The organism is Paenibacillus azoreducens (genome assembly GCF_021654775.1).
GTDB lineage: Bacteria > Bacillota > Bacilli > Paenibacillales > Paenibacillaceae > Paenibacillus_AQ > Paenibacillus_AQ azoreducens.
In genome coordinates this window covers 5,670,825-5,685,259 of sequence record NZ_AP025343.1, presented here as the reverse complement: position 1 = coordinate 5,685,259, position 14,435 = coordinate 5,670,825, and the positions used below count along the sequence as shown (strand labels likewise).

The following is a 14,435-nucleotide window of genomic DNA, read 5'->3' as shown; positions in this document are numbered from 1 at the left end:
AGGTGAAAATCCACATGAAGCGCTTTGTTATCCTATTGACTGCGTTACTGCTCCTTTGCTGCGGTCAGCAGACCGCGTCTGCGGACGGCCCTTACCATTTCGGCTTTAAAAAAAGCAAAAATGGTCAGCTTGCTTCCATTAACGAAGAGGGCTTTAAAGATGTGCTTAAAAAAAATGAAGCGATCTTTCTCGGGGACACGTCCCGTAAGGAACTATACCTGACGTTTGATAACGGTTATGAAAACGGGTTTACGCCCAAAATTTTGGATGTGCTGAAGGAGAAAAAGGTCCCGGCTGCTTTCTTCCTCACAGGCCATTATGTTAAGGATAAACCTGAGCTGGTGACGAGAATGTTGACGGAAGGACATCTGGTCGGCAACCATTCATGGTCTCATCCGGACATGACGCAAATCTCCGATCAGCAGCTGAAGGAAGAACTGGATAAGGTGAAAAAAGCTGTATCTGATACTGCGAGCCGGCAGGTCACGATGAAATTTGTCCGGCCGCCGCGAGGGATTTTTAGCAATCGTACGCTGGCTTTAAGCCGAGCGGAGGGATACGTTAGCGTGTTCTGGTCCATTGCTTACAAGGATTGGGACGTAAATGGCCAGAGGGGCGCCGATTATGCGTATAGACAGGTGATGTCCCAGCTTCATCCGGGTGCTGTCATTCTACTGCATTCCATCTCCAGGGATAATACGGAAGCGCTTGGCCGCATTATCGACGGGGCAAGGCAGCAGGGATACGAATTTAAAAGCCTGGATGCCATGACGGTAAGAAACTACTGAGGTAAATCTGTGGCCACTCAATGAGAGTGGCTTTTTTCAATAGAGGGATGCGCATTCGGATTTGCCGGAGCACGGGCATGCGCCAATTTGCCACGCTTAACGCACCATTAGGTTCGCAATTGGATCATGCCACGTCTAATGGACACCACGAGGTTCGCAATTGGATCATGCCACGTCTAATGGACACCACGAGGTTCGCAATTGGATCATGCCACGTCTAACGGACACCATGGCCGCTAATTCGCAAAAAACAGCCATTTTCAAACTTTAACGGACACCACAGCGCTTAATAGCATTAATTCGCCGCCAAAAGGGGTTTTTCACTAAAATAGCAGCAACTGTGTCCGTTAGAAATCAGAATGGCCGAAATTACCCTCAATAGCGTCCACTGTGTCCGTTAGAGTTGGAATGAGCTCGCGCTCTGACCTTTTAAAGAAGTAAATGAGGTTGCAATAGGGCTATGCCACGCTTAACGGACAACATGGCCGCTAATTCGCAAAAAACAGCCATTTTCAAACTTTAACGGACACCACAGCGCTTAATAGCATCAATTCGCCGCCAAAAAGGAGTTTTTGACTAAAATAGCAGCAGCTGGGTTCAGCTGTGTCCGTTAGAGATCAGAATGGCCGAAATTACTCTCAATAGCGTCCGCTGTGTCCGTTAGAGTTGGAATGAGCTCGCGCTCTGCACCTTTTAAAGAAGTAAATGAGGTCGCAATTGGATCATGCCACGTCTAACGGACACCACGGCCGCTAATTCGCAAAAAACAGCCATTTTCAAACTTTAACGGACACCACAGCGCTTAATAGCATCAATTCGCCGCCAAAAGGGGTTTTTGACTAAAATAGCAGCAGCTGTGTCCGTTAGAAATCAGAATGGCCGAAATCACCCTCAATAGCGTCCGCTGTGTCCGTTAGAGTTGGAATGAGCTCGCGCTCTGACCTTTTAAAGAAGTAAATGAGGTCGCAATAGGGCTATGCCACGCTTAACGGACACCACGGCCGCTAATTCGCAAAAAACAGCCATTTTCAAACTTTAACGGACACCACAGCGCTTAATAGCATTAATTCGCCGCCAAAAAGGAGTTTTTGACTAAAATAGCAGCAGCTGTGTCCGTAAGAAATCAGAATGGCTGAAATTACCCTCAATAGCGTCCGCTGTGTCCGTTAGAGTTGGAATGAGCTCGCGCTCTGCACCTTTTAAAGAAGTAAATGAGGTCGCAATAGGGCTATGCCACGTCTAACGGACACCATGAGGCTCGCAATTGGATCATGCCACGTCTAACGGACACCATGGCCGCTAATTCGCAAAAAACAGCCATTTTCAAACTTTAACGGACACCACAGCGCTTAATAGCATCAATTCGCCGCCAAAAAGGGGTTTTTGACTAAAATAGCAGCAGCTGTGTCCGTTAGAAATCAGAATGGCCGAAATTACCCTCAATAGCGTCCGCTGTGTCCGTTAGAAATCATAATGGTCAATAAAGCCCGCCGTGTCCCCAATAGCGTTCGCTGTGTCCTCTATAGCGTTCACTGTGTCCCCTATAGTGTTCGCGGTGTCCTCAATAGCGTCCGCCGTTAGAAACTTCAATGCGACTTATTTTTGCCCCAATAATGGTTGTTTCTATAGCCTATGAGCAGGTTTATTAGTTCAGCCTATTTCTCGCGAGGGCTCAACTCACTTTCCGCCAATCTTTTTGAGATTTTCCTGCCATTTTGCGGTTTCGAATTTCAGCAGTTTGTCGTAACCCGCTTTTTGCGCATCCTGCTCAGCTTTGTCGAGAAGGGCGATGACCTCCTGCTCATCTTTGGCAAACAAGGCGAATGGAGGACGACAAAGCTCGGGGAATATGTCCGTGATGTAAGGAGCGACTTGGACGGCATTACGCCGGGGCTTTTTTTCGGTGCCTATATTCTGCCGCCTGAGTTCGTGGAATGCGGACAGGACGTGGCGAAATTTATGCCGTATATGGATTTTATAGCGCCGATGGCGTATTTCGATGATTGGGACTTCCCGCCGAGCTGGGTTTATGACGACACCGGCATCCTGAGCCAAACCAGGCAAAAAACAGGGGGTGCCGAAATCATCGCCACGCTCGACACCGATTGGACGGACGCGCAGTACCATAATGTACATCAGGGAATTCGGGCGAATTTTCCGGAAATTTCAAATCTCGGATTTTTTGTTTACGGCAAATGGACGGACAATGAAATGAAAAAAATCAATAACCGCGCCAGCTGGTAAAATTTTGTCCGCCCTTATGGGGCGGGCATTTTTGCTATTGCAAGGGAGCAGGATTTGTACGAAACATCGGAAATCTATTATACTTGAGAACATACCATCGTTAATCTGGTAGAATCTGTGACATGATATGAGCCATTACGGCAGGAGAGGAGAAGATTATTATTTTTACAACATGGGATTATTCGCTGTTTAGCTGGATCAATAATGCAGCGGGCAATTACCCCGTCATTGATGCTTGTATGCGCTTCTTATCCAAGGACGCGGAATATTTATTTTATCTGGCAGTTGTTGTGTATTGGTTTACGCGGAAGAGAGAGAACAGGAAAATGGTTGTGCAGGCTTTGACCTCTGCCTGTCTTGCTTTTGGAATTGGAACTATTCTCAGTCACCTGTTCTATCGGGACCGCCCGTTCGTAACCTATCAGGTGCACCAGATGATTGAGCATGCGGCCAATGCTTCGTTCCCGAGCAATCATTCCATTGGGTCTTTTGTCATCGCATTTTCGATTTTGCTATACCGTAAAAAGGATGGGATGATCTGGATGGCGCTGGCGGCGCTGATTGCCTTTTCGCGGATTTGGAACGGGGTTCATTACCCGTCGGACGTGCTGAGCGGCGCTTTAATCGGTATTGCCGTATCGATGTTCGTGTACCAGATGTTCGACAGACTGGCCTGGCCGCGCAAAGTGCTGTCCCTCGTCATTGATCTCTATGAAATGGTGGAATTCCGGGTCTGGAAAAAATCATAATCGGCATGCCGGTATGTTTGTTTTTGCAGAAATTTGAAACTTTTATTTCCCAGCATGCGTCTTCTAAATAGGGTTGAACCAAATCCGTTTTTTGGTCCCGTCCAATACTTTTGGAATTGCACAAAGATTTTATATTTTTGAATCGGTTGTTCTTAAAAGCTTGAGACGTACTGGAGGATAACAAACCATGGAACGAGCTACACTTCCAAAAAGATCTACGGTAAGACAGCAAAACAGGACGAAATCCGTCAAAAATAAAAAACGTCAAAAGAGAAGAAGAGGTTTTGGCTGGTTCTTTTCCCGGTTCATGCTTGCGGTATTGATCGTTGGCACGCTCGGTGCCGGCTGGTTCTTTTTGACCCCATCGGGCAATGAATTCCGCTTCCTTGTGGCCGATACGCTGATTACGACGCAGCATCGCCACTGGGCCAAGTATATTATCGGACAGGCGGAGCTGGACCGCAGGGTTGCGGAGTATAATCAACGGTTCGAATCGATGGGCGAGGAGAAGGATACGCATCAGATTCACATCCCTGCTCCTCAGCAGACATCGGCCGAAGGCACGGTGGTGAAGAAGCCGCTTGTTGAAATCGAGGAGGTCTCGGGCTCGGGCTACCAAGGATATGTGATGACCGTTAATGATCCGACAAAAATCCGCCTGGGTATTCCGAAAGCCCGCGGCAGAGGCGAAAAGGTCTCCAGCATGGTCAAACGAACGGGGGCCATCGCCGGTGTCAACGCCGGGGGATTCGCGGATCCGAACTGGAAAGGCAACGGCTTTAAGCCGATCGGCATCGTGATCTCCCAAGGGAAGCTGTATTACAACGGTCTGGGCAAAAACGGCTCTACCCAAGTGGTCGGCATCGACAAATCGGGCAAGATGGTTGCGGGACACTATTCTTTGAAGGAACTCAATAACATGGGAATCAAAGAAGCCGTAACCTTCCAGCCGCGGATTATCGTAAACGGCAAAGGCTTGATCAAAAACGCCAAAGAGGGCTGGGGCATTGCCCCGCGTACGGCGATGGGACAACGTGCGGACGGCGCTATTTTGTTCGTCGTGATCGACGGACGCCAGCCTACCTACAGTATCGGGGCCAATTTGTACGACGTTCAGCAAATCTTGCTGAAGCGTGGCGCGGTGATCGCCGCTAACCTGGATGGAGGTTCCTCGACCGTGCTGGTGAAGGATAACCAAATCGTGAATAAACCTTCGTCCGAATATGGGGAACGATACCTTCCGACGGCTTTCCTCGTATTTGAGCATCCGGATGAAGTGAATATCCCTAATATTTGGGCAGGATTGAATCCGGATGATATCGATCCGGGCAAAAAGAGGTAAGCCCCATTGAAACGGCAAAAAGCCGCTCCAAGGTTCAATTGAACTTTAGGGCGGCTTTTTGCTGCTTTCGAAGCTGTGGCACAATAATGTTAGGATTTCATCATGAGTATAGAAGATGCGAAAGTGCAGGTATTTTCAAGGCAACATGGTTGTTTGATGCAAAAGCTGCACACGTGCATGTTTTCAAAGGCCTATGTGCGCATTTGGATAAAAGTCGCGGAAACGGATGGCTTTAAGTTAATTTCATAATACCAATTGTTGTTAGAAATAAGATTAGATGATTCGATATCTAAGTTCAGACACTCGATATAAATCCATTATGAAATTGATAAGGGTACAACCTTTTCAGACAGACTGAGTCATGTGAAATACAGAAAAGTTGCGAAAGTACATCCTTTTCGGGCTTTTGATGGCGTGGAACGCGAAATTGTTGCGAAAGCGGCTAGGCACCCTAAATCCGGAGTCTTGCCCTACAGTGATTGCTCTGTCATAGAATATCTCATTTTTTCAAGGTATTACATCGCTTTATGGAATTCTGAGGAGTCTTCCAGTGTCTTGACCCATTTTGAAAACTTTGCAGGAGGCATATCCTTCAAACTACCATGCATCTTACGGTTGTTATAGAAATCCATATACTGGTCCAATGCCTCATAGGCCTCCTCAAAGCTCATGAAATCTCTTAGGCTAAACAGGTGGCGTTCAAGTATACTATGAAAAGACTCGATGTACGCATTCATATCGGGGGTACGTGGCGGGATTCGTTCATGAATGATGTCCAGACTCTCACACGTATCTCCAAATAGCTGACTTACAAATTGAGGGCCATTATCCGTTCGGATCACAGGCATTTTCTCCCCTGGTGCAATCCGGCTCTCTAACGCACGATAAAATGTTTGAACGACATGCTTGGCCTCACATGAAGTTCCCCTGTATTGTCCCACCACAACCCGATCAAAGACATCGATAATGCTGAGCACGAAAAAGAAACGATCCTTTCCAAGCACGTAACCATACTTAATATCCATTTGCCACAGCTGGTTTGATCCAGTAACGATACGATTTCTCGGTAGTCTGCGCGGGTGTCTTTGAACAGGATTGTGTCGCTTTTTCAGAATTCCCAGCTCTCTACACAAACGATATGCTTTCTTTTTATTGAGACGTACGTGATATTGCTCACGAATACACTTCGCAAGAAACTTGTAGCCATAGACAAACTCTTCACCTTCCAAAAGGTCAAGCAGCCAAATCTTGATCTGCTCGTCGCTGACTTTCTCACCACGAGCCGTCAATGAGTATCCAGGTACAGGACGGCCCTTTCGCTTACTCATAGAACGATCCATTTCTGGCATGGCAGCTCGCTTTTTACGGTCGTAGTATGTTGATTCGGATAATCCAAGAATGCGCAGAACTAATGCTACTCTTTCTCCCCGCTTAATGAATAGCTCTGCTATTTCGAATTTTTCAGATAAGAGGGGTTTTTCTTTTTTAGCAATTCACGCAGAATCTCGTTTTCGAGTTCTTTCTCTCCCAAAGCTTTAACAGCCTTTTCATATCGTTGTTCGACTTCTTGCAGCCTCTGAAGTTCTTGCAAATGCTCGTCTGCCATTGGAATTTCTTCGGGTGCGATCGAGTCGCGGTAATCCCTAATCCACCCACGAATGGTTTCTGGATGGATATCATACATACGGGCTAACACCCCAACCTTAACACCTGCCAAAGCTTCCTTCACAATTTTGATTCGTTCTTCTTCTTTCAGCCTTTTCCCCATTCCGGATCATCCTCCCAGTTTCTCTTAATTCTTAGTTTAAATTATTGTGTAGGAGGACTCCAGTTTAATTAGGGGGCCTAGGAGAAAGTGCATTAATTTAATCATGAGTCGTCTGTTTATGCTCAAAAGGTGGAAAAAAGATGCACTTTTGCAAGCTTCTTAGCATAATTGCCTGGAACGCTAAAAAATAGCTGTACTTTTGCAACCTTTGTTTTTTGCGGCTCATCCGTAATGGGAAAAAGAGTCACAAAGGAATCGCGAACGGTCACAATGAAATAGCGAAGGATCACCACATAAAAGGCGAAGGACCACAATGAAATAGCAAAGGATCAGAAAGGAATCGCGAAGGATCACCATGAAATAGCAAAGGACTATTAGGAAATGAACCCTGAATGCTTGCAGTACATAATCCCGATGGTTTTCGGGCCGCAGTGGCTTGAAATAACGCAGCCGGCAGTTGAAATGGCGACTTCGCGGGCGTTCGTTTTTTCTTTTAACACCTGCTGCAAATATTGGGCCTCGTCTTCGGCGTAAGTATGGACGACAAAGATCAGGTCATTGTCCATCCGTTCTTGTTTATCCAGCGCGTTTTGCAGCATCTGATTCATTGCTTTTTCTTTTTTGCCCCGCACTTTATAAGCCGGCGTCATCTTGCCGTCAATCACCTTGATGACAGGGCGGATGTTTAGGAGGCTGCCCAATAAATTTTGCACGCCGGAACAGCGTCCTCCTTTGTAGAGGTATTCAAGCGTGTCGATGACGAATTCGCTTTCGACTGCCGGACGGGCGCTCTCGAGCATGCGGACGATTTCGTCCAAGCTTTTGCCCTCGTTTGCCGCATATACGGCTTTCATCACGAGCAGGCCGATCGCGCTGGAGAGGTTCAGGGAATCAACGACGCGAATGGAAGCTTCCGGATATTCGGCAGCGGCAATCAATGCATTTTGATAGGTAGCCGAAAGTCCGGAAGAAAGGCTGATGTATAGAATAGAATCTCCCTGCTCCACATAAGGTTCGAATGCGGCCATAAAATCCGCAGGGGAAGGGGCGGCCGTTTTCGGCAGACTTCCGCTGCGGGATACTCTTTTATATAACTCGGCTGGCGTAATATCGACCCCGTCCCTGAGCTGTTCGTTTCCAAAAACGACATACAGGGGAATGATCCCGATGTCGTGCCGGTCGATCCATTCCTTAGGCAGATCGCTTGTGCTGTCCGCAAAAATTTTAAGTTTAGCCATGAACATCTCCTTCAGGATTTTTGCAAAATCCTCCCTTGAAATATGTTGGTTGCATCAATAATCAAGAAAGGATTCGAATTATGCTTTTTTAACATACAAGATGCCGATCGTTTTCGCTCCGCAGTGGGAGGAAATGACGCAGCCAGCATCGGAGATGGCGATCTCGCGGGCGCCTGTTTTCTCTTCAAGAATCTTTTTAAGCTCGTTGGCGTCCTCTTCGGCCAGGGAATGGGTGACGAAAATGAGGTCATTGTCCATCTGGCCGCGTTTGTCCAGAGCGTTGTTCAGCATTTGCTCAAGAGCTTTTTCCCGTTTGCCCCGAACCTTATAGGCCGGCGTCATTTTTCCGTCGATGACTTTAATGACCGGGCGGATTTTAAGCAGGCTGCTGACGAGATTTTGCATGCCGGAGCAGCGGCCGCCTTTGTACAAATAGTCCAGGGAGTCGATCACGAATTCCGTTTCGACAAGAGGCTTGATGCTTTCAATCCGTTTCGCGATTTCTTGCGGCGTTTTTCCTTCTTCGGCGGCCCTTACCGCCTTCATGACCTGAAGCCCGATGCCGGTTGATAAGTTCAAAGAATCGATGACCGTAACTCTGCCCTCCGGAAATTCGCCCGCAGCAATCACTGCATTTTGATAGGTGGAAGACAGCTCGGACGAAAGACTGATATAGACGATGTCCCGGCCTGCTTCAATATGCGGGGCAAACGCCTGTATGAAATCCGCCGGCGACGGAGCGGCCGTCTTTGGCAGGCTGCCGATCTTGTCCACCTTCGCATACAGTTCGGGCGTTGTAATGTCCACTCCATCCTTGTATGTTTCGTCCCCAAAGGTGACGTATAGCGGAATAATGCCGATATCATATTTCTGCACCCATTCCCGAGGCAAGTCGCAGGTGCTGTCGGCAAAAATTTTTATGTTAGACATCTTATTCACCTTCCTGCTCTAAGCATGAGTATGACGAACATCAGACCAAAGCTTAAAATAATGATTGTATTCAAGGATAATCCCAGGATCGCGAAAATCTTTTTGCGGTTGCGGATGACCATGCCCACAATGCCCAGCACGATTCCCAAAATATTGGCCGCAAACAGGCCGATCAAAATGAGCGTGACTACCGTAACTCCCGTCGTGGAGCTTTGTGTCCAGGAATGGTCGTTCGCAAAGCCATTTGCAAATATCGCTCCCATTGCACCTACGCTAATAATATAAGCCAGCATGGACACGAGACTGATGATAAATGAAGCAATCCCGGGTCCGGTATGCCGCATCTGCTGCTGCAGATGCTGGGGAGACTGGTGTGGTTCCATGTTCTTCTCTCCTTACCGAAATGAGATATGTAACCTGAATTTAGAAAGCTTGGCATCTATTACTTTCGAAAATCAGGGGATGTTAATTACTCTTCCATATTATAAGGCAAAAATCAAGCCGGATTGAAGGCCTTTGCACCGGATACCGCTGGTAAAGGCATACCAGATAGGGTAATATGGATGACAGATTATGAAGTTAAGAAACGGATATCATATAAAGGGGTGACATCTGATATGCAGCGCAAGTTTATGATCATCGGGGCCCTGATGGCTATGCTCTCCGTAGCGATCGGCGCTTTTGGAGCCCATATGATTAAGCAGTCTGTCGGCGAAACTGCCATGAAAGTCTATGAAACAGGTGTTCAATACCATATGGTACATGCGCTTGGAATTCTTTTGATTGCGCTTGCCGCCGGACTTTGGGGCGATTCTCGTAAGCTGGCCTGGGCGGGGTGGCTTTTGCTTGCAGGCATTGTTCTTTTTTCGGGCAGCTTGTACCTGCTTACGATTACGGGCATCAAATCCTTGGGTATTATTACGCCGTTTGGCGGAGTGGCCTTTATTGCCGGCTGGATTTGTCTTATGGCAGAGGCTATCACCCGCAAAAAATAATATGCTTTCCATCCCGAGCATCATATGTAACGGTCATAACTGAAGCCAAAAAAGCCCTTGCACTCCGTTTATCGCGGATGGCAAGGGCTTTGCCCGTATTAAACAACCTCGATGATTTCGCTCAGCTTAAACGAATATACCTGTTTCTCGTCAACATGATATACGTTCAAGAGCTGATTGTTTTCGTCAAAATTCAATATGCGGCATGGCATGCTGGTCGGCTGGCCGCCGCGGTTTGCCGTTAGGCGGGTTAGCCGGTTGTCGCGTATGCAGTCCGTAATCCATTCGTATAATTGCGAGCTGCTTTGCTTTATCTCAGCGGGGGAGCTGGGGCTTTTGTCCGACTGGCTTATGGCTTTCGGTTTAGCTTGTCCGTTAGGCAAAGAGGCAGCCGAAGCACCTGGCTTAATAAGAGATTTCCGTTTGTCTTGAAGCATTGCTTCGATCAACTGACCGAGTTCCATTCCTGATTTGATCCGAAAATCCGCGATGTTTTCACTATCATTCAACATTTCAATCATAGCCTGCAGAGCGAGTGCGTTCGAGCGGCTTTTTACCAGGATATCGACATTAAATAAATATCCCGACTCTTCGTAACTTTGATTTTTATTCATAATTCCCCCAGCCTATAACATGTGAAAAAATAAGTCTTCAACTATATAAATCATATCATGAACATGTAAACATTGAATAGTCCTAATGTAGGGGGTATGCATATCTTTTTTCCTAAGATGATCGTAATTTTATCTTTAATTGCATACACATTGTGCCTCCTCCACGAATACACATAATTTGAGCATTTATCCAAAAAGGGAGGTGTGAGCCCTTGGTGACAATGGAGCCAATTTGGGTTGGCGACCAGCCGCTGGTTGGCGTGGAAGTCAAGCTGCCCAAGACGACATTGCTCTCGATCAGCACTGCGCGCGGGTATATTATGTGCGGGGCGCTTGATATCGGGCTGTTGAACGACCGCCTGGGCGACCGCAAAATCATTGCCGGCAGAGCGGTAGGAGTCCGTACATTAAAGGAGCTGCTGGAATCTCCGCTCGAATCCGTGACGGATGAAGCGGCTGCTCTTGGCATATTACCGGGAATGCCCGGACATGAAGCGCTTCTCAAAATGTTGTGAGATAATTCAAAAGTCATACATTTACATGAAGAGAAGAAAAATGACTATCGAAGTACTTCCAGAGAAGACAGACCGTTATTTAAACGGAAATTTTTCTTGCGGTTATAGAATGACTTAAGCCCCGCTTAAAACTTACGAATTCTATAATCTTCAAAAAGGGATTAAACAAGCGAAACCAGCCCCATTTCCGGGACTGGTTTTTATTGTACGCCCGGCATGGACGTCATCTATAGGTCGAATAGGTCGAAAAAGCTACAAGGCTCCTGGCGAACGTCTGCCGAATGCTCGATTGGATAGGTGCGACTCCATTTGCATTTGCGTTACACAATGGGGAGAGCTGAAGCGTTCCGTTCTTTGCGAGGCGGGGACAACGGTCGAAATGTACGGTATCGTCCTTTGACCCAGTGATGTTCTAACGTCGTACCACATCGTGTGCAATTAGAGCCAACGATGCCTTCAGCAGTACCTCCAGTAGCACCTCCAGATCTCCTAACGAAACTCACAATCGCTATTTGCACAAAATATAACTCCTAAATTTTTTAACGAAACTATGGATCGCTATTGGGCAAAATTAACGGTGATTTCCATGCATTTCGCCTGAATAACGATATGATGTTTCGTTAGATTTATTTTGTCGCCTCATTTGCGGCAATAGCGTGTCCCTGTTTCGTTAGAGGAAGGCCGCAAAGCAGCCCCCTCCAATTTAGCGGAAAAGCGACGCCAGATTCTCCGCATAAGGGGCTCGGACGATTCCCTTTTCCGTGATGATGGCGGTGACATATTCATTCGGCGTCACGTCAAAAGCGGGATTGTACACCTTTATGCCTTGCGGCGCTGTTCTTTTGCCGAAACCTTCCGTAACTTCATGCCCCGGTCGTTCCTCAATCGGGATCAAATCGCCGGAAGCGGTGTTCAGGTCGATCGTAGACAGCGGACAGGCCACGTAAAACGGAATGCCGTGCGCTTTGGCCAAAACGGCAAGGCTGTACGTGCCGATCTTGTTGGCGACATCGCCGTTGGCCGCCACGCGGTCGGTTCCGACGATCACCGCCTGTACCCAGCCTTTGGACATCACCAAGCCGGCCATGTTGTCGCAGAGCAAGGTGACGTCGATTCCGGCCTGCTGCAGCTCGAATGCCGTCAGGCGGGAGCCCTGCAGAACCGGGCGCGTCTCGTCGGCGTATACTTTCAGCCGCATGCCTTGTTCGTGAGCCAGATACATCGGAGCGGTAGCCGTACCGTATTTGGCGGTCGCCAGCCCGCCGGCATTGCAATGCGTCAATACGCCCATGCCGTCATGAAAGAGCGGCAGCGCGTTTTCACCGATCCGGCGGCAGACTTCTTCGTCTTCCGCCTGGATCGCAGAGGCTTCGGCAAGCAGAGTCTCCTTTAAGCTAGGGAGATCATTACCCTGGGCCGTAAGCTGCGAAGCTTTGTTCCGCATGCGGTCCAGCGCCCAAAATAAATTCACGGCCGTCGGGCGGGAAGTGGCGAGATAATCGCAAGCCTTGTTTACATGATCAAGCCATTCGAGCTTGTCTACGCCGTCGTAGCGCATGGATTCGAGTACGACGCCATACGCGGCCGCAATGCCGATCGCCGGAGCACCCCGGACCTTCATCGCATGGATCGCTTCCCAAACTTCCTCGGGCGTGGTCAGCGTCAACATGACGATGGATTCCGGCAGCAGACGCTGGTCCAGCAGCTGCAGCCCATCGTTGACCCATTTTACTGAAACAAGCGGTTCATAAATTGCGTTTTCGGTAGATTCGTAGATGTCGCTCATAACACAGCTCCTTCAAATGGTTGTGACGCTTGTTTTGCAAGCCGGACAATATCGTTCCCTGTCTGTATGCTGCGGTGGTTCAGGACAAGCAGTTTGCCGATGGCCAGCGCCTTGCGCTGAGCCGTTTCGCGGATTTGCTCATCTTCAATGGTGTCAATGTCCGCGACATGCGACAGACCCACGATGCGGCGGATGATTTTGCACCCGGCAAAACCGGCCGTGTCACGCAGCACTTTGGCGATATACACATCCTGATAACCCGGAGCGCCGGACATCGGATCCCGGGCTTCTTCATTCCACAGCTTACGGAAGCGGGCTTCAAATTCCTGCCAGATGTCCGACACCGTTTGCAGCAGTCGCTGTTCGGTATCCCGGCGCGCTGCTTCGTCTTTGGTCCAGCCCGGCTGCGCGGCGTAATTCAGCAGAAGATTGGCAATGATTGCGCCGATATCGAAACCCATTGGCCCGTAATAGGCGAACTCGGGATCAATCACTTTCGTCGACTCCGGCGTGGCGAAAATGCTGCCTGTATGAAGATCGCCGTGCAGGAGCGCTTCCGTGCGGGTCAGAAAGGCTTCGCGCAGCAGCGCGACCTCAAGATGCAGAGCGGCGTTCTCGCGCAGATCTCTAGCCTCATCTTCGAGATAAGCCGGGTAGTTGTTATTGTCCGACAGCTTGTACGGATCTTCGAAGATCAAATCTTCCGTGATTTTGCACAGGTCTGGATTGATGAACTTTTTAACCTGTTCTTTTTTGTCCTGCGGCCCCATCGCCAGATCGGAAGTATAAAACAACGTTCTAGCCAGAAACTCGCCGATATGGCCGGCAAAGAGTGGATAGGACACGCCTTCGATGAGTCCTTTACGCATGATGACATGATCGCTTAAGTCCTCCATCACGGTAATCGCCAAATGGTCGTCAAAGGCGTAAACCTCGGGAACAAGCCCGGGGCACAGGCTGTATTGCAGCTGAAGAGCTTCCCGTTCGATTCTCGCCCGATCGAGGGAGAGCGGCCAGGATTCGCCTACGACTTTCGCATAAGGAAGGGCCTGTTTGATAATGATACTTTTATCGCTGCCGCTTTGATCTGTAATATGGAATACCAAGTTCAAATTGCCGTCGCCGATTTCCTTGCACGCAAGTTTGGCATCCGCCGGAAAATGGCCCGGAATGCTGCGGGCAAGAGATACCGCCTCGTCAATGGTTAATGGATGATATGTGGACAAAAAAGTCACCTCCGCAAAATGAAGAAAAATCCGTATAAAGCCTACTTATTAACTGGGTTTTGTTCGGTTTAATCCAGTATATAGGATAATAGCAGGATTTTGAATCTTTTTTTTGGAAGTGAAAAATTGTTCAGCACCTTGCGGAATCCCGTTCTCCGGCAGGCTTTTGCATCATTCTGGATTTTGCAAAATTCGAATTCTGACGCTCCGGGAAACCATAAATAGACAGGCTAAATCGTT

The 14,435-nt window shown here is 48.3% G+C and carries 14 protein-coding genes; 6 read left to right on the top strand and 8 right to left on the bottom strand.

Features of this window, described 5'->3' with window-relative positions:
* Positions 1-14 precede the first annotated feature (14 nt).
* The 4 genes from pdaA (at position 15) to L6442_RS25175 (ending at position 5,123) form a co-directional block, all read left to right on the top strand.
* The gene (gene pdaA / locus L6442_RS25190) at positions 15-788 is read left to right on the top strand and encodes a delta-lactam-biosynthetic de-N-acetylase (RefSeq protein WP_194229790.1); all 774 of its coding nucleotides are present in this window, start codon (positions 15-17) and stop codon (positions 786-788) included.
* 1,632 nt (positions 789-2,420) lie between these two features.
* Positions 2,421-3,032, top strand: coding sequence for a hypothetical protein (locus L6442_RS25185; RefSeq protein ID WP_212976984.1), 612 nt, complete (start codon positions 2,421-2,423; stop codon positions 3,030-3,032).
* Between the two features lie 326 nt (positions 3,033-3,358).
* Positions 3,359-3,781: an undecaprenyl-diphosphatase gene (locus L6442_RS25180; RefSeq protein ID WP_237100075.1), complete on the top strand. Its 423-nt coding sequence runs from the start codon at positions 3,359-3,361 to the stop codon at positions 3,779-3,781.
* Positions 3,782-3,968: 187 nt separating this feature from the next.
* A complete protein-coding gene (locus L6442_RS25175; RefSeq protein ID WP_212976983.1) occupies positions 3,969-5,123 on the top strand; it encodes a phosphodiester glycosidase family protein in 1,155 nt (384 codons plus the stop codon).
* Between the two features lie 515 nt (positions 5,124-5,638).
* On the opposite strand, the gene L6442_RS25170 is transcribed toward L6442_RS25175, so the two are convergent.
* The 5 genes from L6442_RS25170 to L6442_RS25150 all read right to left on the bottom strand — a co-directional run bounded on the left by L6442_RS25170 (position 5,639) and on the right by L6442_RS25150 (position 9,442).
* Positions 5,639-6,559 (bottom strand): IS3 family transposase, encoded by a 921-nt coding sequence (locus L6442_RS25170; RefSeq protein WP_272880358.1) that lies wholly within the window; start codon positions 6,557-6,559, stop codon positions 5,639-5,641.
* Positions 6,560-6,570: 11 nt separating this feature from the next.
* Positions 6,571-6,891: a helix-turn-helix domain-containing protein gene (locus tag L6442_RS25165; protein WP_212976982.1), complete on the bottom strand. Its 321-nt coding sequence runs from the start codon at positions 6,889-6,891 to the stop codon at positions 6,571-6,573.
* Positions 6,892-7,265: 374 nt separating this feature from the next.
* On the bottom strand, positions 7,266-8,129 hold the full coding sequence (locus L6442_RS25160) for a DegV family protein (protein ID WP_212976981.1): 864 nt from the start codon (positions 8,127-8,129) through the stop codon (positions 7,266-7,268).
* 78 nt (positions 8,130-8,207) lie between these two features.
* Positions 8,208-9,059, bottom strand: coding sequence for a DegV family protein (locus tag L6442_RS25155; RefSeq protein ID WP_212976980.1), 852 nt, complete (start codon positions 9,057-9,059; stop codon positions 8,208-8,210).
* A gap of 5 nt (positions 9,060-9,064) precedes the next feature.
* Positions 9,065-9,442 carry a hypothetical protein gene (locus L6442_RS25150; RefSeq protein ID WP_194229781.1) on the bottom strand — a complete coding sequence of 126 codons (378 nt, stop codon included), beginning with the start codon at positions 9,440-9,442 and terminating at the stop codon, positions 9,065-9,067.
* Between the two features lie 234 nt (positions 9,443-9,676).
* On the opposite strand from L6442_RS25150, the gene L6442_RS25145 reads away from it, so the two are divergent.
* A complete protein-coding gene (locus L6442_RS25145; protein ID WP_212976979.1) occupies positions 9,677-10,054 on the top strand; it encodes a DUF423 domain-containing protein in 378 nt (125 codons plus the stop codon).
* A gap of 98 nt (positions 10,055-10,152) precedes the next feature.
* Here L6442_RS25145 and L6442_RS25140 read toward each other — a convergent pair whose 3' ends face one another.
* The gene (locus tag L6442_RS25140; RefSeq protein ID WP_212976978.1) at positions 10,153-10,668 is read right to left on the bottom strand and encodes a hypothetical protein; all 516 of its coding nucleotides are present in this window, start codon (positions 10,666-10,668) and stop codon (positions 10,153-10,155) included.
* A 212-nt stretch (positions 10,669-10,880) separates the two neighbouring features.
* Between L6442_RS25140 and L6442_RS25135 the strand changes: the two genes are divergently transcribed.
* A complete protein-coding gene (locus L6442_RS25135) occupies positions 10,881-11,183 on the top strand; it encodes a YunC family protein (protein ID WP_194229778.1) in 303 nt (100 codons plus the stop codon).
* Between the two features lie 703 nt (positions 11,184-11,886).
* Here the strand turns inward: L6442_RS25135 and mtnA are convergent.
* Together mtnA and mtnK are read right to left on the bottom strand one after the other, a co-directional pair.
* On the bottom strand, positions 11,887-12,969 hold the full coding sequence (gene mtnA, locus L6442_RS25130; RefSeq protein WP_212976977.1) for an S-methyl-5-thioribose-1-phosphate isomerase: 1,083 nt from the start codon (positions 12,967-12,969) through the stop codon (positions 11,887-11,889).
* Positions 12,966-14,195 (bottom strand): S-methyl-5-thioribose kinase, encoded by a 1,230-nt coding sequence (mtnK, locus tag L6442_RS25125; RefSeq protein WP_212976976.1) that lies wholly within the window; start codon positions 14,193-14,195, stop codon positions 12,966-12,968. The genes mtnA and mtnK overlap by 4 nt, the downstream gene beginning before the upstream one ends.
* Between the last annotated feature and the right edge of the window lie 240 nt (positions 14,196-14,435).